Source organism: Holdemanella porci (assembly GCF_019052655.1).
In the GTDB taxonomy this organism is placed as follows: Bacteria; Bacillota_I; Bacilli_A; order Erysipelotrichales; family Erysipelotrichaceae; genus Holdemanella; species Holdemanella hominis.
Genome location: NZ_JAHQVB010000021.1, coordinates 1 through 18,937 on the forward strand (window position 1 = coordinate 1; position 18,937 = coordinate 18,937).

Annotated in this window: 18 protein-coding genes; 16 read left to right on the forward strand and 2 right to left on the reverse strand. The window is 34.7% G+C overall.

Translation table 11 applies throughout. The annotated features are described in order from the left end of the window. From KTQ83_RS05415 to KTQ83_RS05440, 6 genes are all read left to right on the forward strand, one after another. A partial coding sequence (locus tag KTQ83_RS05415) for an SIS domain-containing protein (protein ID WP_244975783.1) occupies positions 1-1,140 on the forward strand: 1,140 nt, incomplete at its 5' end. Further along, on the forward strand, positions 1,124-1,684 hold the full coding sequence (locus tag KTQ83_RS05420) for an HAD family hydrolase (protein WP_217256181.1): 561 nt from the start codon (positions 1,124-1,126) through the stop codon (positions 1,682-1,684). The genes KTQ83_RS05415 and KTQ83_RS05420, both read left to right, overlap by 17 nt. Before the next feature lie 153 nt (positions 1,685-1,837). Next, positions 1,838-2,491 carry an HAD family hydrolase gene (locus KTQ83_RS05425; protein ID WP_217256182.1) on the forward strand — a complete coding sequence of 218 codons (654 nt, stop codon included), beginning with the start codon at positions 1,838-1,840 and terminating at the stop codon, positions 2,489-2,491. Between the two features lies 1 nt (position 2,492). Further along, a complete protein-coding gene (locus KTQ83_RS05430; protein ID WP_217256183.1) occupies positions 2,493-3,842 on the forward strand; it encodes an MATE family efflux transporter in 1,350 nt (449 codons plus the stop codon). A 77-nt stretch (positions 3,843-3,919) separates the two neighbouring features. Beyond that, positions 3,920-5,500 (forward strand): AAA family ATPase, encoded by a 1,581-nt coding sequence (locus KTQ83_RS05435; RefSeq protein ID WP_217256184.1) that lies wholly within the window; start codon positions 3,920-3,922, stop codon positions 5,498-5,500. Between the two features lie 23 nt (positions 5,501-5,523). After that, positions 5,524-5,832: a hypothetical protein gene (locus KTQ83_RS05440; RefSeq protein ID WP_186999507.1), complete on the forward strand. Its 309-nt coding sequence runs from the start codon at positions 5,524-5,526 to the stop codon at positions 5,830-5,832. 162 nt (positions 5,833-5,994) lie between these two features. Here KTQ83_RS05440 and KTQ83_RS05445 read toward each other — a convergent pair whose 3' ends face one another. Further along, positions 5,995-6,654 (reverse strand): alpha/beta hydrolase, encoded by a 660-nt coding sequence (locus tag KTQ83_RS05445; RefSeq protein ID WP_217256185.1) that lies wholly within the window; start codon positions 6,652-6,654, stop codon positions 5,995-5,997. Between the two features lie 59 nt (positions 6,655-6,713). On the opposite strand from KTQ83_RS05445, the gene KTQ83_RS05450 reads away from it, so the two are divergent. Then, on the forward strand, positions 6,714-7,439 hold the full coding sequence (locus KTQ83_RS05450) for a hypothetical protein (RefSeq protein WP_117923691.1): 726 nt from the start codon (positions 6,714-6,716) through the stop codon (positions 7,437-7,439). Positions 7,440-7,485: 46 nt separating this feature from the next. Here the strand turns inward: KTQ83_RS05450 and KTQ83_RS05455 are convergent, their stop codons facing one another. After that, the gene (locus tag KTQ83_RS05455) at positions 7,486-8,358 is read right to left on the reverse strand and encodes a class I SAM-dependent methyltransferase (protein WP_186999493.1); all 873 of its coding nucleotides are present in this window, start codon (positions 8,356-8,358) and stop codon (positions 7,486-7,488) included. Between the two features lie 86 nt (positions 8,359-8,444). On the opposite strand from KTQ83_RS05455, the gene KTQ83_RS05460 reads away from it, so the two are divergent. The 9 genes from KTQ83_RS05460 (at position 8,445) to KTQ83_RS05500 (ending at position 18,931) form a co-directional block, all read left to right on the forward strand. Next, entirely contained in the window at positions 8,445-9,626 is a 1,182-nt protein-coding gene (locus tag KTQ83_RS05460) for a hypothetical protein (RefSeq protein ID WP_244975784.1), read from the forward strand. Positions 9,627-9,631: 5 nt separating this feature from the next. After that, positions 9,632-9,778 (forward strand): hypothetical protein, encoded by a 147-nt coding sequence (locus KTQ83_RS05465; protein WP_217256187.1) that lies wholly within the window; start codon positions 9,632-9,634, stop codon positions 9,776-9,778. Between the two features lie 99 nt (positions 9,779-9,877). Beyond that, complete coding sequence (locus tag KTQ83_RS05470) at positions 9,878-12,055, forward strand: ATP-dependent helicase (protein WP_186999496.1); 2,178 nt, start codon at positions 9,878-9,880, stop codon at positions 12,053-12,055. 9 nt (positions 12,056-12,064) lie between these two features. Further along, complete coding sequence (gene ligA, locus KTQ83_RS05475) at positions 12,065-14,059, forward strand: NAD-dependent DNA ligase LigA (RefSeq protein ID WP_217256196.1); 1,995 nt, start codon at positions 12,065-12,067, stop codon at positions 14,057-14,059. Then, positions 14,046-15,116: a CamS family sex pheromone protein gene (locus tag KTQ83_RS05480; protein ID WP_217256188.1), complete on the forward strand. Its 1,071-nt coding sequence runs from the start codon at positions 14,046-14,048 to the stop codon at positions 15,114-15,116. Before ligA ends, KTQ83_RS05480 begins: the two co-directional genes overlap by 14 nt. Before the next feature lie 9 nt (positions 15,117-15,125). Next, positions 15,126-15,419 (forward strand): Asp-tRNA(Asn)/Glu-tRNA(Gln) amidotransferase subunit GatC, encoded by a 294-nt coding sequence (gatC, locus tag KTQ83_RS05485; protein WP_117923679.1) that lies wholly within the window; start codon positions 15,126-15,128, stop codon positions 15,417-15,419. A gap of 1 nt (position 15,420) precedes the next feature. Further along, a complete protein-coding gene (locus KTQ83_RS05490) occupies positions 15,421-16,794 on the forward strand; it encodes an amidase family protein (RefSeq protein WP_186999498.1) in 1,374 nt (457 codons plus the stop codon). 2 nt (positions 16,795-16,796) lie between these two features. Then, a complete protein-coding gene (gene gatB / locus KTQ83_RS05495) occupies positions 16,797-18,218 on the forward strand; it encodes an Asp-tRNA(Asn)/Glu-tRNA(Gln) amidotransferase subunit GatB (RefSeq protein ID WP_118114526.1) in 1,422 nt (473 codons plus the stop codon). Between the two features lie 74 nt (positions 18,219-18,292). Further along, positions 18,293-18,931, forward strand: coding sequence for a hypothetical protein (locus KTQ83_RS05500; protein ID WP_217285028.1), 639 nt, complete (start codon positions 18,293-18,295; stop codon positions 18,929-18,931). The last annotated feature ends 6 nt before the right edge of the window (positions 18,932-18,937 follow it).

The following is an 18,937-nucleotide window of genomic DNA, read 5'->3' on the forward strand; positions in this document are numbered from 1 at the left end:
AAGGAGATGTATGTTGTAAATGACCAGCTAGATGGGTCAATTACAATATACCAGGTACATATGGAAAAATTAACAATGCTTGATTATGTGAAAGAAACACCGGGCGTATTAAGAACAAATATTGAACAATACACTGCATTGGTTGAACCATTGATGGAGGAAGTGCAACAAAAAGAAATCAAACGTATTTTACTTGTGGCTTCTGGATCAAGTCATAATGCATGTTATTGTGCTCGAAGTTTTGTGGAAAAAGTGAGTGGTTTAGAAGTTAGAATCATTACTCCATATACATTTACGTATTATGAAAATGATATTAAAGAAAACGACTTAGTCTTAGTGGTTACACAGAGTGGTTTAAGTACAAATGCAATTGAAGCATTAAAAATTATTAAGAAAAAACAATGTAGAGCGATTTGTTTAACAGGAAATAAAAATAGTGATGTAAAAGATGTTGCGGATGTTGTGATTGAATATGGTGTTGGCGAAGAATTAGTTGGCTATGTTACAAAGGGTGTTTCCTCACTTGCGCTATTCTTAGATTTATTCGCAATTGCGTATTCTGGTAAGAGTGAATATTTAGAAGAGTTAAAAAAAGCTGTCCATTTAAATGAAGAAATGATTGGTAAGGCTACAAGCTTTATTCAGTTACACTATAAAGAATTTTCATCTATGTCTTGGGTTTACAGTTGTGGAGCGGGAGCCAATTATGGAACAGCACTTGAAAGTGCATTAAAAATGGGGGAAACCATTCACATTCCAAGTTGCTGCTACGAAATTGAAGAATATATTCATGGTCCGAATTTACAATTAACGCCACAATACAATGTGATTTTCTTTGATGGAAACGATGTGGCAAGTCATCGTGTAGAACAAGTATATAAGGCTACGCGTAAAGTCAGCAATCGAGCATATTTAATTTCAAACAATCCACAATTAGTAATGGATGATCATGTTTTGAGTTTGAGTGATACTGTATCCAGTGAATTATGCCCACTTGTTTATCTACCATTTGTACAACTATTAAGCTTTATTATTTCAAACGACTTACATTCTATTTATCAACATCCTTTATTAAAGGAATTTAAGGCTATTGCGGCTGCAAAAACGGAGAATTTTGTAAATTATGACGGCGATGATTAATACAGTAATTTTTGATATGGACGGATTAATGTTTGATACAGAAACACTTTATATTGATGTATTTGAAGATATTTGTAAAAAACACGATCATTACTTTCCAAGAGAATATTTTTTAGGGATGTTAGGCACAAGTCATTTTGATTGTTCGATCTACCATAAGGACTATCCATGGTTAGAGGATATGTTGGAAATTGCCGATGATGAATTTGTTTCTTATTACGAGAAACGTTTTGCGATTCCAGGCTCTGCCAATAAATATGGCTTGAAAGAATTGCATGATTATTTAAAATCGAATAATTATAATATTTGCATTGCGTCAAGCTCAAGTGTTCCGCACATTAAACGTTTAGTGAAAAATTGCGGGTTTGATTTTAAGGCAGATTTGATGCTTTCATCAAAAGATGCATATGCTTCAAAGCCAGCTCCCGATTTATTTTTGGCGTGTGCGAAAAAGATGGGAGTAAAGCCTGAGAATTGTTTAGTGCTGGAAGATAGTAAAAATGGAATTCGTGCGGCGTATAATGCAAATATGCGAAGAGTTTGAATTCCAGATCAAGTCCCATTTAATAAAGAAGACATGAAATATGTTGATCTTCAGTGTGAGAATTTAAAAGAAGTAATCGATATATTAGAAGCAATGTAACTTTGCTTCTTTTTTTCATGTTATAATACCTTCATGTTTTATGGGAGGATGCACATGTTAGAATTAGTTATTTTTGATGTTGATGGGTTGATGTTAGATACTGAAAGTGTATGGAAAGAAGCTTTTGATCAGGCGGGTAATAAGTATGGTATTCAAAATATGGGTTCTACTTTATTTCCAAAATTGATTGGGAAAAGTGGTAGAGATGAAAAAGAAGTGTTAGATCGATATTTATCTCAAGACATTCAAGAATTGGTAATTAAAGAATGGGAACGCATTGGATATGGTATGTTGGAAAAGGAAGTGCCAGTTAAACCAGGCTTAAATGAAATACTAGATTTTTTGGATGCATATCATATTAAAAAGGCGGTTGCCACAACGACAAGAAGAGAGCTTACAGAAGAAAGATTAAAACGAGTTGGCGTATATGATCGTTTTGATTATGTATTATGTGGGGATGAAGTCAAAAATCGTAAGCCGGATCCAGAAATTTATTTGAGTGTCTTACATAAAATGAACACAAAAGCAGAAAATGCGATTGTATTAGAAGATTCGAGTGTGGGGGTTGAAGCAGCTTATAGGGCTAGTATTGACTGTATTCAAGTGCCTGATCTGATTGCTCCAACAGAAGTACAAAAGGAGCAGACAATTTGTATTGTCAAAGATTTAATGGAAGCTAGAGATTATATTAAAGAGAATAGAATATAAAATGCGACAAAATGATTTTGAAAATACACCCATGTTAAAGCTTGTTATGGGGTTGGCTATACCGAGTATGATTGCGCAACTTGTGAATATTTTATATTCCATTGTCGATCGTATGTTTGTAGGACAAATTGAAGAAGTGGGAAATGTATGTTTGGCAGCCGTTGGAATATGCGGGCCAATCGTTACCTTATTATCGAGTTTTGGAACACTTGTAGGTATTGGTGGTTCGATTTGGCTATCGATGTGTTTGGGTCAAAAGAATGAGAAAAGGGCCAGTCAAATTTTATATAATAGCTTTGTGATGTTGGTTGTTCTTTCCATTTGTTTAACACTTGGATTCATTCTTTTAAAACATAATTTGATCTATTGGTTTGGAGGCAGTGATGCCCTTTATCCTTATGCCAATACCTATTTAACAATTTATACATTAGGAACTTTCTTTGCCCTAATGTCGATTGGATTGAATTATTTTATTACAGGACAGGGTTATGCCACGATTGCGATGTTAAGTGTATGTATTGGGGCCATCACAAATATTATGTTTGACTTTATTTTGATTCGTACACTTAAAATTGGTGTGGCTGGAGCAGCCATTGGTACAGTTGTAGCACAATTTATATCGTGTATGTTTGTGCTTTGTTTTTTAAGATTCAAATCGAAAATCAAACTTCATAAAGAAGAATTATCTATAGAGAAAATGAAGCATATTGTAAAACTTGGATTCTCTCCATTTCTGATTATCGCATCCGATTCAATTATTTTAATAGTGATGAATATGATGCTTCAAAAGTATGGTGGAGATATGGGGGATATTTATATATCGGCTATTACTGTAGCTCAAAGCTATTTCTTATTGATTACAGGACCATTACTTGGTATTAGTTCGGGTACACAACCGATATTTGCGTATCATTTTGGTTCGCAAAATTTAAAGAAGATCAAAGAAGCATTTAAAATTGTGATTTCATTTGCGTTTTTATTCTGTCTTGTTATGTTTATTATTTCAATGTGCTACTCCAATGTATTTGTGGCTATGTTTACTAATGATGCCATGACCATGCCAATCGCAGATAGGGCTATTAAAAACTTTTGTTTAGGTATTTTGATGATGTCCATTCAATATGTTTTAGTGGATGGAATTACAGGATTATCTAATGTAAAATTATCATTATTTTTATCATTAAATCGTAAGCTGATGTATTTGGGGTGTACATGTTTATTGCCTGCTTTTTTAGGGGTTTCAAATATTTTCTATGCACAACCTGCAGCGGATATTTATGCAAGTATTGTGACAATCATTTGTTTTATAAAAATCATACCTTCTTATTTAAAAAGTCATGGAGTGAAGTAAGGCGAGATGAACTAACATCTCGTTTTTTTAATTCTACAGTCTTTTTCTGATATAATAGTGGTGTAGGAGGAATCTGTATGGCTATATTTCTAAATCCTGATAATGCGAATTTTAATGAAGCGGTTCATTCAAAAATATATGTGGATAAAACGGGTTTAATTGAATATACAAATAGTGTGCTTTCAACCACAGCTAAATTTATTTGTAACTCAAGACCTAGACGTTTTGGAAAATCCATGACTGCTGATATGCTTTGTGCTTATTATTCAAAGGGATGTGAATCTAGAGAATTATTTCATCCATATACGATTTCTTCATGTTCTACATTTGAAAAGTATCTTAATCAATATGATGTCATTCATATTGATGTACAATGGTGTAAAGATCAAGTTGAAAATATAAATGATATTGTAAATTATATCAAAGAGAGTTGTATGCATGAATTACAGAATGAATATTCCAATATTGACTATAATGGAATTATTTCTTTGTCTGGTACACTTTCTAAAATCAATGATGAAACAGGCCATCGCTTTGTGGTAATCATTGATGAGTGGGATGTATTGATTCGTGATAATGCGAATAATAAAAAATTACTAGAAGAATATATCGATTTCTTAAAAGGATTATTTAAAGGATCACAACCTTCTCGTTATATCGCATTAGCGTATTTAACAGGTATTTTACCAATCAAAAGAACGATGACACAGTCCGCATTGAATAATTTTGATGAATATACAATGTTGAATCCAGGTCCATTGGCTTCTTTTATTGGATTTACAGAGGGGGAAGTAAAAGGATTAAGTAATAAATACAATATAGATTTTGATAGAATCAAGAAATGGTATGATGGATATTACTTAAATCATCAGCATGTATATAATCCGAAAGCCGTTGTGAGTTTATTTACTTTAGGTGTGTTTCAAAGTTATTGGGCACAGACAAGTAGCTATGAATCAATTCATAGTTTGATTCAAATGAATTTTGATGGCTTAAAAGAAGCTGTTTTAGAAATGTTAAGTGGTAATGAAGTGAAGATGCAGACAACGTCTTTTCAAAATGATATGGTTTCATTTAAAAATATGGATGATGTCTTAACGGCATTGGTTCATTTAGGATATTTGGGATACAATCAAACATATAAGACGGTATTTATTCCAAATGAAGAAATCCGACAAGAATTTGTGAATTCTGTTTCAGAAGATAAATGGAATGATTTAATTCAATTTGAAAGGGAATCGGATACCATTTTAGAAGCAACTTGTCAAATGGAGACAGAAGTTGTAGCTCAACAAATGGAAAAGATTCATAATACGTATGCTTCTAATATTGCATATCATAATGAAAATAGTTTGAGTAGTGTTTTAACGATTGCGTATTTATCAACTTTGAAGTATTATTTTAAACCAATACGAGAATTGCCAACAGGAAGAGGATTTGCGGATTTTGTTTATATCCCTAAACCTGAATATAAAGATTATTATCCAGCCTTATTGGTGGAGCTAAAATGGAATCATAATGTTCAAAGTGCATTAGATCAAATCAAGGAAAAAGTATATCCTCAATCGATTCAAGAATATACCGATAATTTATTATTGGTTGGAAATACTTATGATTCCAAGACAAAAGAACATCGCTGTAAAATAGAGAAGTTTTAATGTATTAAAAATAGGTGATAATTATGTTTTTTAAGAAAGAGAAAGAGAAAAAGATGAATGTTCCAGATTTATGGAATTTTATGACATCCTTAAATAAAAAGGATAAGGCTTTGTTTGAAGAACTATTAGATAATGATAATGAACCTTTGGAATATAAGGGAGATGTCAAACAGGGCGGATTATTAAAGAATAAAAAAATGATTGAAAGAAGAGTTATTGAAAAAGAAGAGGATGGAAGATTACGGGATTATACCCAATATCGTATTCAGCCAGATGTATATGAAGTGTTAAAACCTTCTTATGATCAGTTTTATTCAATTATTGGTGACTAAGCTTGTAGAAATACAGGCTTTTTTTTCTTTGTAGGTGCAAATCATAAGGCAAAAAAAGTCCTTAAAGGTGCAAATGGAAATGAAAATATGCTAGAATATCTTTAGATAAAGCATATTTTATAGTTGGCGATAAATGAAAAAGCTGTCTTATTCGACAGCTTTTTAGAATATTTTATTTTCAAGCATTTGTTCGATGATTGTAAATACAGTCTGTTCCATTCTTCCATCATACAACATTCTGTGCTTGGCACCTTCAATATATATTAATCGTTTCTTTTGGACCGGAATTTTTTTATAGGCATGAGTAGAACTTGATGGAGCGATTACTTCATCACTTGTTCCATGCAACATAAGGATTGGACATTCAATTTGTGAAATAGATTCTTTATATTGAGAAACAATTTTTGTGAAGGCTTGGTATTGCTTTGAACTTGGACCTTTCTTTTCTTTATCCGATTTTTTAAATAAGCCTGTTACTTTTTTGATGTCAAGATATTCAAAGGCCGGTGCACAAAGGATTAAGGATTGCACTTTATAAATGCTAGCCAAATAACTGGCGATTACACCTCCCATGGAGAATCCAATTAGAATGACATTGGGATTTTCTTTAATGGCAAGACTTAATTTGGCTTCACATCTTTGCACCCAATCTTTGTAGTTGGCATCATTTGGATTGTTTAAATCATACATATCAAATTGAATCACTTCATATTTTTTAGCCTTTAAATAGCTCGCTAATGGATCGAATTCATGACTTAGATTTCTTCCAAATCCATGGATTGTTACTATTATAGGTTTCTTTCTTCGATTAAATAAAGACATTCGCATCACCTCGTTGTATAATTATTATAGCATCTATTGAAAGGAAGGTCACATGTATCATGAAGGCAACTTTACTGATTAAAAATATTGAAAATTTATATACATGTGATAAGAATTTTACAATCTTACATCGTGCCTTTATTGCATGTCACCATGATAAGATTATTGAAATCAATACGGGTTCTTATAAAGAATGGCTAGATCCTGCAACACGAGTGATTGATGCGCAAGGTGAATGTGTTGTACCAGCTTTTATTGATTGTCAATTTAAAAGTTTTACACACGTACGTTTGGGTGATCAACTAAGACAAGATATCAATGCGTTATATGCGATGCGTCAAAATGGAATCTTAACTTTGATTTGTGACAATCCGAATTCGCAAAGAATGAAGTTGGAACAGGATGTTTTTTATAAAAAGAATCAGCCTAAGCTTCCGGTTTTACATCGTTTAAATGAATTAAATGATAAAATTCCAGAAACTTTTTTAATGAGTTGTGGATTTGGACTTCCAAACTCCTATGTATATAGTATGGCACCTATGAGTTATGTATTGTTTCAAACACATCGAGTGTGTTCTAGAAAACTACTCGAAAGTATGACGTCTTTACCAGCTAAAGAATTTAATTTATCAGATCGTGGTTCGATTGAAATTGGTAAGACAGCAGATTTTTTGGTTTTACAAGTCACTACGATTGAACATTATTTCCAAACTTTAGGAAGACCTTTGATTCATCGTATGATCAAAAATGGGATTCAATTCTATCCCGAGTGGATGGTTTGTTAGGGAGAGTTTTCTTCCTTTTTTCTTTTTCTAAACAAAAAAAGATGGACTAGTCATTTGTCCATCTTCCAAAGATTCCGCATGGTAATACACTATCATTTGTCGTTACAGGAAGTAGGTTTTCACCACATTCAATGTGTCCGCCTTTTTCTTTCTGAATGGATCTTGATAAAGCTTCATTGAGTGTTGAACAACTAAATCCAGTTGTATAACAGTTCACAATAAAGAATAGGGCATCATCACTTAAAATTTTCATACATTCTTGAATCAATGGGAATAATTCTTCTTCCAATTTCCAAAGTTCACCATTAGGACCTCTACCATAACTAGGTGGATCCATGACGATACCATCATATTTTCTTCCTCTTCTTTGTTCTCTTTTAACAAATTTAATACAATCATCCACAATAAAGCGAATTGTATGATCTTGTAAATTCGAAAGTTGCATGTTTTCTTTTGCCCATTGAATCATACCTTTTGAAGCATCAACATGCACAACTTCTTTCGCTCCAGCTTTTGAACAGGCCATGGTAGCCCCGCCTGTATAGGCAAATAGGTTTAAGATTCTTAAATCATCGCGTTTTGATTCTTTAATCTTATTGGCCATAAAATCCCAGTTGCTAGCTTGTTCTGGGAATAGTCCCGTGTGTTTAAATCCGGTTGGACTGATTTTAAAGCGTAAACCTTTATATCCAATAGTCCAGAATTCTTTAACGGGCTTTTTCATTTCCCAATGACCACCACCCGATTTGGAACGGTGATATATAGCATCGGCTTTATTCCATGCACGCTCATCTTCAATTGGCCAGATTGCCACAGGATCTGGTCTTCTAAGAATCGTTTGATTCCATCTTTCTAATTTTTCTTTATTTCCAGTATCAATAACTTCATAGTCTTGCCATTCTTTAGCAATTTGATTCATACTTAGTTCTCCTTTAACTTCTTGATTATACCATACATTTGTCAACTATGATATAATAGAGTGTGACTCTAGAAGGAGGTTTTAACATGTTTGTTCAAATGATTTGTAAAGATCGAAATGAAAAAGAAATGAATGAATTGTATGAAGTTTTAGGCCTTATCGCAAGACGAGAAGAAGTGCAAATTGAAGATCGTTATGATCATGTTGATATCTTGGTTTGTCCACAAGGAAAGATTGTTGTGACAGAAGAAGATGGTGATATGGTTTTACGTGCCAATACCCGTCATGCAGGCCCAGGATTTCATGCATTTGTGGTAGATATATTTAAAGATATTCAGGAAGAAGTTCCTGGAGAATATGAACTAATGGATGATATGGAATTTGATAAGGATGAAGATTTTGATCGATTAAGTTCTATGTATGAGGATGAAATGGATTATATTCGTGGTGTTCTTTTAGAAAATGAAGTGATGCGCCAACAGAATTATATGTATGAAGAAACTTACTTCTTGCCGCTTCAAAAGGAAGATCGTATCCTAACAAGTCAGGGAGATTTGGATTTAAAAGAATTTAAACATATGAATACTCGCGACTTAATGGATTCTTTCTATGTTTGGAACGATTGGCAAAGAGATGCCAAATTCTATAAGAATTGTGCATTGACTTTACTTGCCAAAGAAGGTGTTGGTAAATACACTTTAATGAATGAAAATACTATTAAGCATGCCAATGATATTTGTGAATATATCGAGGCTGCTTATGAAAAAGATCATACAATTGATTTGCCTTTAGATGTATATGCAGATTTGTGTGAACAATTGGGTAGAGATAATAAATTGTCTGATGCCAAAAATATGGAGCAGGAAGCCATTCAATATCGCATTAAAGAAGTGTATCACTTATTTGAAGATGCAAGAGTTGTTGCCAGTGGTGCCGCAGAAAGAAGCTATGATCCAGTAAATCAAGCGCTATGTTTAATGTCACCATATACAGATGAAGCACAATGGGATTGGTTGATTCAGGCCAGTAAACAACCGGGTATTGTCACAAACTTAGATCATATTATGGAACAAGATCCGATTCAATATGATAAGAAGACAATTTGGATGGATTCATGGCAAGAAGATGGTATCTATGTATTAGAAGCTGTGCTTCGTTATAAAGAAAAATTCTTATATTTCCACGATGTATGTGCCAAGGAAAAGGATTTAGCTTTCTTAGAACAATGCATTAAGGAATCTGGTTTTACGAAAACGCAACAAGACTAGATAAAGTGTTAGAAAAGACAACAAAAGTACATGGCTATTCATTTGTTGATACGATGTTGATGAATTATAGATTCATGCCTGCTGTTTTAACGCCAAAACATAAGAAGCTAGAAATTGTCAAAGCTATTGTGAAGAGTTTTACCAATAAATAAAGTAAATACGAAGGTATTCGTTTTCTGAGGTTTTGAGTGCTCATATTTCTGAGCACTTTTTTTGGGTTTATGGTAAAATTGATACGGTGATTAAAAATTATGAGTAACTCAATATTAGATACATTAAATGAAAATCAAAGAACGGCAGCAACGACAATTAACGAACATGTTCGTATTATTGCGGGGGCTGGTAGTGGGAAAACGCGTGTCTTAATGGCACGTATTGTTTATTTGGTCCAAGATTGTGGTATTTTACCAAATCGTATCTTGGCTATCACATTTACGAATAAAGCGGCAAATGAAATGAAAACGCGACTAACAGCACAACTAGGCAGTATGGCAAGCGTAGTCCGTATTTCAACCATTCACTCTTTGTGTGTAAGAATGCTTAGAGAAGATGCGGATTTGATTGGGTATCCAAAAACATTCGCAATTATGGATCCAGAAGATCAAAAGGCCATTTTAAAACCAATTTATAAAACATTAGAAGTGGATAAAACAACCATTTCTTATAACCGTGCACTCGGTGCTATTAGTGCTTATAAGACAAACTATATTGATCCACAAATGGCAGGTAATATGGCAATGGATGATGTCAGTATTACTTTAGCTAAAATTTATGCCGGTTATGAAAAACGTCGTAATGAAATGAAGGCTATGGACTTCGATGATTTGTTGCTAGAGGGACACCGCTTATTAAATAGCGTATCTTCTGTTCGTGAGAAGTGGCAAAACCGTTTAGATTATATCCACGTAGACGAGTTCCAGGACGTTGACCCTATCCAGTATGGAATCATCAAGCTATTAACAGGTAAAAATACACACTTATGTGTTGTAGGAGATCCAGACCAAACTATTTATACTTGGCGTGGAGCCAGTGTTGACATTATTTTAAAGTTTAATAAAGACTTTGAACCATGTAAAACTGTAATTTTGAATGAGAACTATCGTTCAACACAGCCAATTCTAGATGCTTCCAATGCAGTTATTAAATACAATAAGGAACGTATTGATAAAGATTTATACACAAAACTTCCTGGTGATGAAAAAATCACAATGTTTGAAGGCAAAGAAGATAGTGAAGAACCAATCTTTGTTGCTCGTCAAATAAATGAAAAACACAAAAAAGGTTTAGAATACAAAGATATGGCGATTCTTTATCGTTCGAACTATTCTTCACGTGCTTTTGAACGTATCTTTAAATCGGTCGGCATTCCATACGTAATCTATGGGGGTGTTCGTTTCTATGAAAGACAAGAAATCAAAGATGCCCTATGCTATTTAAGATTATGTACAAACCGTAACGAAGAAGATCCAGACCAAATGGCATTAGATTTAGCTGTACTACGTGTGATCAATGTACCACGCCGTGGGATTGGTGCACGTACAATTGAAAATCTTCAAAAACAAGCCGCTCAAAGACACATGAATCTATATGATGTCATGAAAGATCCAATTGGATTAAGTACGGCGGTTACGAAGAAATGTGAAATGTTTGTAGATTTAATTGAAGATCTACGTGAAAATAGGGAGCATTATGCGTTAGAAGATTTCTTGGATTATGTATTAGATACAACAGGCTATATTTCGATGTTGAAAGAAGATCGAGAAAGTGGTCAGGACCGTATTGATAACTTAAAGGAATTAAAAGAAGACATTGCCCAAAGTATGATTGAAGATCCAGAAATGACTTTAGAATCTTATTTACAAGATATTGCCTTGTTTACGGATAAAACACAGGAAACAAGTGAAAATACAGTAAGTTTAATGACGGTGCATGCCGCAAAAGGGCTAGAATTTGACACAGTATTCTTAGTTAACTTTAACGATGGTGTATTCCCAAGCTCTAGAGCATGTGATGAAGGTGGTATGAAGGCATTAGAAGAAGAAAGAAGACTTCTATATGTTGCGATGACACGTGCTAAAAAAACACTATATATTTCATGGAATACAGGCTTTAGTTATATGCAGGATGCGTTTAAAACACCAAGTCGTTTTAGAGCTGAAATCCCAATGGAATATATTGAACAAGAAGAAAAAGAAGAAGCACCAAAACAACCAAAGGTTGTTGTGTCTCAATCCTTAACAGGAAGACCATCTAAGCTGGGTGCGAATAAAAAGAAAGTACGTTTACGTAAAGGGGATGCCGTTGAACATGCGATTTATGGTCAGGGTGTTGTACTTGAAATTCGTGGAGATGTCGCAACCATTGCCTTTGGTCACACAATTGGTGTGAAAAAATTAAATGCAGCACATCCTTCTTTAAAGAAAGCCTAGGTGAGTATGATGGATGAAAAGGCAAGAGTTTTAGAATTACGTAAAGAATTAGAAAAGTATTCTATCGAATATTATGTATATGATAATCCAAGCGTGACCGATCAAGAATACGATCGTTTCATGCAGGAATTAATGGTACTAGAAGAAAAGCATCCAGAAATGTATGATGCGAATAGTCCTAGTCAAAGAATCATTGGCTCTGTACTTGATGGCTTTGAAAAAGTGACACATGATGCGCAGATGCTTTCTTTGGGAAATGTCTTTAATAAAGAAGAAATTGAAGAATTTGTTCAAAGAATCTCAGAAAGTATTTCGAATCCAGAATTTGTCGTAGAATGCAAATACGACGGACTTGCGATGGCATTATTATATGATGATGGTAACTTTACTCGAGCTGTGACCAGGGGTGATGGAATAGTTGGAGAAGATGTTTCAAACAATGTTAAAACCATCCTTTCCATTCCTATGCACATTCCTGAAACGCGACATGTTGAGGTTCGTGGTGAAGTGTATATGCCTAAGGCAAGCTTTGAACTATTAAATAAAAGACAAGAAGAAAAAGGGTTAGCCCCTTTTGCGAATCCAAGAAATGCAGCTGCAGGAAGCATTCGCCAATTGGATTCCAGTGTGTGTGCAAGTCGTAAATTAGATGCCTATTGGTATTACTTCCAGAATGCGTCTGATTTTGCGGTACAAACACAAGAAGAAGCTTTGGAAGCCATGTCTAAGATGCATTTTAGAACAAATCCATTGCGTAAAGTTTGCACGACCGTCGATGAAATTTGGAAATTTATCCAGGAAATTCAAGAAAAACGTGAGAATCTACCTTATGAAATCGATGGTATGGTCATTAAATTAAATAATTTAGCCGCTCAAAGAAGACTGGGAAGCACCGCGAAAGTACCGCGTTATGCGACTGCCTATAAATTTCCAGCCCAAGAAGTTTTAACACGATTAAAAGATATAGTGATTACAGTAGGACGTACCGGAAAAATTACGCCTAACGCTGTGTTAGAACCAGTTCGTGTTGCCGGAACCACGGTGAGTGCGGCTCAGTTACATAATGAAGATATGATTGCCAATAAAGATCTTCGTATTGGTGATATTGTTGTTGTTCGAAAGGCTGGAGAAATTATTCCGGAAGTGGTAACAAGTGTTCCAAAAAGAAGAGATGGAACACAAGTGCCATATCATTTCCCGACAACATGTCCAATCTGTGGTTCTCATTTAGTACGACTACCTGATGAAGCGGCACACTATTGTATCAACCAAGATTGTCCTGCTCGTGTTGTCGAAAGTATGATTCATTTTGCTTCAAGAGATGCGATGAATATTGATACTTTGGGTGATAAGAAAATTGAGCAATTACACGAATGGGGTTATTTAAATTCGATTGAAGATATTTATTTTTTAGATCGTTACTATGATGAATTGATCGAAAAACCAGGCTATCAAACCAAGTCGGTGGATAAGCTTCTTGAATCGATTGAAAATAGTAAAAAACAACCATTGGGTGTCATCTTATATGGACTTGGAATTCGTCAGGTTGGTAAAAAAGCCGCAATGATTTTAGCTGAACAATTTGGTGACATCGCTACTTTAATGCATGCAAGTATGGATGATTTAGTTACGATTCATGATATTGGGTTAATTACAGCCCAAAGTGTTGTAGCTTTCTTTAAGGAGGAAAAGAATGTTCATTTAATTGAAGTGTTAAAACAAGCTGGATGTAATTTTACACAAGAAAAGAAAAAAGTTGTACAAAGTCGTTTTACAAATAAAACATGTGTATTAACAGGAACTCTAGAACATTATACGCGTAATGAGGCAAAGGCCATTTTAGAATCCTTAGGTGCCAATGTGTCGGGTTCTGTATCTAAAAAGACAGATTATGTTATTTATGGTACGGCAGCTGGATCAAAACTTACAAAAGCACAAAGTCTAGGCGTTATGACAATGAGTGAAGATGAGTTTGTGCAGGAGGTAGAAAATGCGAAAGAGTAAATTATTGATTGGTTTATTGGCATTGAGTTTATGCGCTTGTTCTACCGGAAATAAAAATCAGGCAAACGCATTGGATGAAGATTCGTATCAAGCTATTTTACCTTATGAATCCAGTGATACTAGAAGTAAACATGTTGGTTTGATTCAAGATACGGATTTGCGTGTAGAAATGGAAAGTGGATTGATGGATCTATCGAAAAAGTATTTTTCACCAACTACAGTTGGCTATAAGACACATCAATTCTTAGATTATGATGAATTGGATGCGACAGACGGTTCTAGAGGATTATTAGGAACAGTTCGTGATGGAAATCCAAATGGTCTAAACCCAAGCGCTGACGAAGAATTTGATACGGGAAATGGAATTGTGACAAATGCGACAATTTTAGTTGATTTGTATGAATTAGATTGGTACACAAACGATAATCTAAAAGGAATTTCATTAGGCCTTGTTGTAAATGGAGAATTAAACGCATCCGATGGGTCAAGTGTAGAAATTACGGATGAAAAGATGCAAAACTATTTGGAGGTTACTTTTTCTAAATTAGCTTCCTATATGCATGAGCGTTTTAATGAAATCAATAAGAATATTCCAATCTTTATAGCGGCTTATCGCTTGGATGATTCAAATACCGCTGGTAAAGGTGGCTATATCTATGAAGGATATTATAAGGGTGGACAAGGAAGTTTTACTTCTTTAAGTCAAGAATGGACACTGGTTCCAAGTTCACGCTTTACAGAATTGGATTCATCAGCAGCAACGGAGTTTACGTCATTCAAAGAAGAGATTTCAAGAGTTCTTCCAGATAACACGTATATTACGGGTGAGGCTAAGTTTGAATCTAAAAAATTAAAGAAATTAAATTTGACAATTACAGCACACGGAAAGACGGCCGGAGAAATCTTGGCCGTGATTGAGGATGTAAAAGATCAGATGGATACATTTAGTTCAAAAAAAAGTGACTATTTGATTACCATTCTAAATGATGATACAGTGTATGCATTGATAGAGAGAGCATCTGGTTCAAGTGAATGTAATGTGATCAGTAAGATATAGGAGGAGAATATGGAAAAGTTCAGTACAGAATATTTTCACAAATTGGCAAACGATTTGAAGTTTGATTTGAGTGATGAAGAAATCGAAGAATTGAAAAAAGATTTCGTTGCCGTCGAAGAACAAGTATCCCTTTTTGAAAAAGTGGACACAGAAGGCGTAGAACCTATGGTCTATCCTTTTGAAGCACCTACAACATTCTTAAGAGAAGACGTTGTAAGTGATGTATTAACGCAAGAAGAAGCGTTGAAGAATGTAAAAGATGCGCGTATGGGACATGTTCATGTTCCAAAGGTGGTGAAGTAAGATGGAAATTTCAAATTGTGTAAATAAAAACGTGGCTATTGAAAAAATTAATGCGGTTCAACCAAAATTAAATGCTGTAGTAACTATGGTGGATGAAGCTGATAACACAAAGGAAGGAAAACTTTCAGGTGTTCCAGTCGCATTGAAAGATAACATCTCTACTTGTGGTATTCGTACAACTGCAAGTAGTCGTATTTTAGATAACTATGTTCCTGTTTATGATGCGACAATCGTAAAAAAATTAAGAGAGGCAGGAGCTGACTTTGTATGTAAGGCAAGTATGGATGAACTTGGTATGGGTGGAACCAACAAGAATGCCTACACAGGTGCTGTACACAATCCTTATGATCTAGACCGCATTCCAGGTGGGTCAAGCGGTGGATGTGCTGCTTTAGTTGCTGCAGGATGTGTACCTTTGGCTATTGGTACAGATACAGGGGATAGCGTTCGAAAACCTGCTGCATATTGTGGTGTTGTTGGTGTTAAACCAACATATGGACGTATTTCACGCTATGGCATCATTCCTTATGCAAGTTCATTAGATCATGTTGGATATTTTACAACAAACGTAAAAGATGCTGCATTAGCTCTAGAAGTACTTGCCGGTCGTGATGATCATGATATGACTTCAAGTTATGAAGAGGTTAAAGAATATTCAAAATTATTGAATGGTGATCTAACAAACAAAACAATTGGTGTATTTAAAACTGTAATCGATGAAGTGGAAAATGAAGAATTAAAGGCTCAATTTAACGCTTTAGTTTCTAAATTAGAGGAAAAAGGAGCTAAGATTGTTGAAGTGGAAATGCCAAAAGAATATATGGAATTGATTGCTCCTGTCTATAAGACAATTGCGAATGCAGAAGCAACAGCTAACCATTCAAATCTGGATGGTATTCGTTTTGGAATGCGTGAAGAAGGTCAAGATTTAGAAGAAGTCATGACAAATACTCGTACAAAAGGTTTCTCAAGCTATGTTCGGGCCCGTTTCGTGATTGGTTCATATTCTTTGTTTGAAGAAAATCAAGATCGTTTATTTAGAAAAGCCCAAAAGATTCGTCGCTTGATCGTTCAAGCTTACGCGAAGATGTTTGAAGAATGTGATGCTGTATTAAGTGTTGCAGCACCAACGATTGCACCATTGATTAATGAAAGTACAAATGTTCGTTTTGGCGTATCTAGTTTTGCCGAAGAACACATGCAGTTGCAAAATTTCTCTGGTTATCCAAGTATTACACTTCCACTAGGAAAAGTAGATTCTATGCCTGTGGCTGTGAATTTAACTTGCAAGCCTTTTGAAGAACAAAAAATGTTTGATGTATCCAGTGCGATTGAAGAATGCACAGGTTTAAAAGGACAATGTTTGGAGGGATAGTAATGAATTATTTTGTGACGATTGGTATTGAAATTCACTGTGAATTAAAGACAAATACAAAAATGTTCTCTGGTGCTCCTGTGCGCTTTGGAGAAATCGCAAATACATGTACAAGTGTTGTGGATTTAGGACATCCTGGATGCTTACCATGTGTAAATAAAGAGGCTGTAGCCTTAGCTATCAAGGCATGTACAGCTATGCATTGTGATCTTGAAACATTGGTTCGTTTTGATCGTAAAAACTATTACTATTCAGATTTACCAAAAGGATTCCAGATTACGCAACAGTTCCATCCTATTGGAACAAATGGATATGTAGAAATTGATGTAGATGGAGAAAAGAAACAAATTCGCATCGAACGTATTCATATGGAAGAGGATACCGCAAAACAGTTCCATAAAGATACAGGTACATATATTGACTTTAACCGTGCTGGAACACCATTGATTGAAATCGTATCAAAACCAGATATGCATAGTGCTAAAGAAGCAGCAGCTTATGTGGAAACACTTCGTAAAAATCTTTTATATCTAAATGTCAGTGATGTTAAGATGGAAGAAGGAAGTATGCGTTGTGATGTAAATATTTCTTTGAGTAAAGACAAAGATACTTTGGGAACAAAGACAGAAATCAAAAACTTGAACTCCATTGCGAATGTTCAAAAAGCGGTTCAAGCAGAAATAGAACGTCAATCTGCATTATTGGATGCTGGTGAAAAAGTAGAACAGGCGACTCGTCGTTATGATGAAGCACAAAAAACTACAATTCTAATGCGTAAAAAAGAAGGAAATGTTGACTATAAATATTTTCCAGAGCCAAATATTTTCCCAATTCAATTAGATCTTGACTGGGTTAAATCGATTCAGGATAATCTAGAAGAGCTTCCTGATGCTCGTTTAGCTCGTTTCATGAAGGATTATGAATTGAGTGAATATGATGCAGGTGTATTGGTTTCTGATCGTGAAATGGCTGATTTCTTTGAAGAAGTATTAAAATCAACAAAATTTGCGAAAAAAGCATGTAACTGGATCATTGGAGATGTTTCAGCTTACTTAAACAAAAATAACTTAAGTTTTGCGAAAGTACCTTGTTCAAGTGAAAACTTAGCTAGCTTGATCAATGTGATCGAGGCTGGAGAAATCAGTGGAAAACAAGGTAAAGTTGTATTTGAAGAGGTTATGCAAGGAAAAGATCCTAAGAAGGTTATCGAAGAAAAGGGTATGAAACAAGTAAGTGATGATGGTGCTATTTTAGCTATCGTTAACAGTGTTTTAGATGCCAACCCTCAATCGATTGAAGACTTCAAAAATGGTAAAGATCGTGCTGTTGGATTCTTAGTAGGCCAGGTCATGAAGGCGAGTCGTGGTCAGGCAAATCCTAAGCGTACAAATGAGTTGATTCAAGAAGAATTAAAGAAAAGATAGAAGTCTGATTCATTCAGACTTTTAATGTTTTCAGGTACTGTGTTATAATAAATACGTTGTTAGGAGGTTTTTTAATGGCCAAGATGAAGCATAGAAGACATACATCCAATAAACCTACAGGTCAAGGACACAAGCTTGTATGGTTTACTGTTATTATAATTATGATTCCTGTTGTGATTGTAGGATATGTTTTGTTGACAAGTTTAGGTGGACAAAATCGACCTGTGGAAGGTAGTCGTTTTTCAAAAACGGATTTAGATCCTGCCATTACAAAAGACAATATCTCATCTCTTGAGAGTGCTCTAGGAAACATTGATAATGTAGAAAAGGTAAGTGTGAATTTATTAAGTGCAACACTACGTGTACATATTGATCTAGTAGATAGTGCAACGGATGATGTGGCGAGTGCAGCACTTGATAGTGCATATAATATTGTGAATGAACAATTGCCAATTGATACATATTTTACAAATAAAGATAGTTCAAAGATGTATGATCTAGAAATTGATTCTTATAATTATTTGATTGATGATACACATACGGCAGATGGCTGGACATATTTAAAATTGTCGAAGACCGGAGCTAGTGATGGTCCTGTTACAGATAATATGACAACGGCTAAAGATCCTGAGCTTTCAAATCAATTAAAAGCAGCAAGTGAACAGATTCAACAAAATATCGCAAATGCGCAAAACGAAGATGATGGACAATAAGCGTCC

Excerpts from the sequence above, each read along its gene's own strand:
- KTQ83_RS05425 (WP_217256182.1), top strand. The coding sequence starts at position 1,838 with ATGTTAGAATTAGTTATTTTTGATGTTGATGGGTTGATGTTAGATACT.
- gatB (WP_118114526.1), top strand. The coding sequence starts at position 16,797 with ATGAATTATTTTGTGACGATTGGTATTGAAATTCACTGTGAATTAAAG.
- KTQ83_RS05450 (WP_117923691.1), top strand. The coding sequence starts at position 6,714 with ATGAAGGCAACTTTACTGATTAAAAATATTGAAAATTTATATACATGT.
- KTQ83_RS05455 (WP_186999493.1), bottom strand. The coding sequence starts at position 8,358 with ATGAATCAAATTGCTAAAGAATGGCAAGACTATGAAGTTATTGATACT.
- ligA (WP_217256196.1), top strand. The coding sequence starts at position 12,065 with ATGGATGAAAAGGCAAGAGTTTTAGAATTACGTAAAGAATTAGAAAAG.
- KTQ83_RS05435 (WP_217256184.1), top strand. The coding sequence starts at position 3,920 with ATGGCTATATTTCTAAATCCTGATAATGCGAATTTTAATGAAGCGGTT.
- gatC (WP_117923679.1), top strand. The coding sequence starts at position 15,126 with ATGGAAAAGTTCAGTACAGAATATTTTCACAAATTGGCAAACGATTTG.
- KTQ83_RS05480 (WP_217256188.1), top strand. The coding sequence starts at position 14,046 with ATGCGAAAGAGTAAATTATTGATTGGTTTATTGGCATTGAGTTTATGC.
- KTQ83_RS05500 (WP_217285028.1), top strand. The coding sequence starts at position 18,293 with ATGGCCAAGATGAAGCATAGAAGACATACATCCAATAAACCTACAGGT.
- KTQ83_RS05445 (WP_217256185.1), bottom strand. The coding sequence starts at position 6,654 with ATGTCTTTATTTAATCGAAGAAAGAAACCTATAATAGTAACAATCCAT.
- KTQ83_RS05490 (WP_186999498.1), top strand. The coding sequence starts at position 15,421 with ATGGAAATTTCAAATTGTGTAAATAAAAACGTGGCTATTGAAAAAATT.
- KTQ83_RS05460 (WP_244975784.1), top strand. The coding sequence starts at position 8,445 with ATGTTTGTTCAAATGATTTGTAAAGATCGAAATGAAAAAGAAATGAAT.
- KTQ83_RS05470 (WP_186999496.1), top strand. The coding sequence starts at position 9,878 with ATGAGTAACTCAATATTAGATACATTAAATGAAAATCAAAGAACGGCA.
- KTQ83_RS05440 (WP_186999507.1), top strand. The coding sequence starts at position 5,524 with ATGTTTTTTAAGAAAGAGAAAGAGAAAAAGATGAATGTTCCAGATTTA.
- KTQ83_RS05430 (WP_217256183.1), top strand. The coding sequence starts at position 2,493 with ATGCGACAAAATGATTTTGAAAATACACCCATGTTAAAGCTTGTTATG.
- KTQ83_RS05420 (WP_217256181.1), top strand. The coding sequence starts at position 1,124 with ATGACGGCGATGATTAATACAGTAATTTTTGATATGGACGGATTAATG.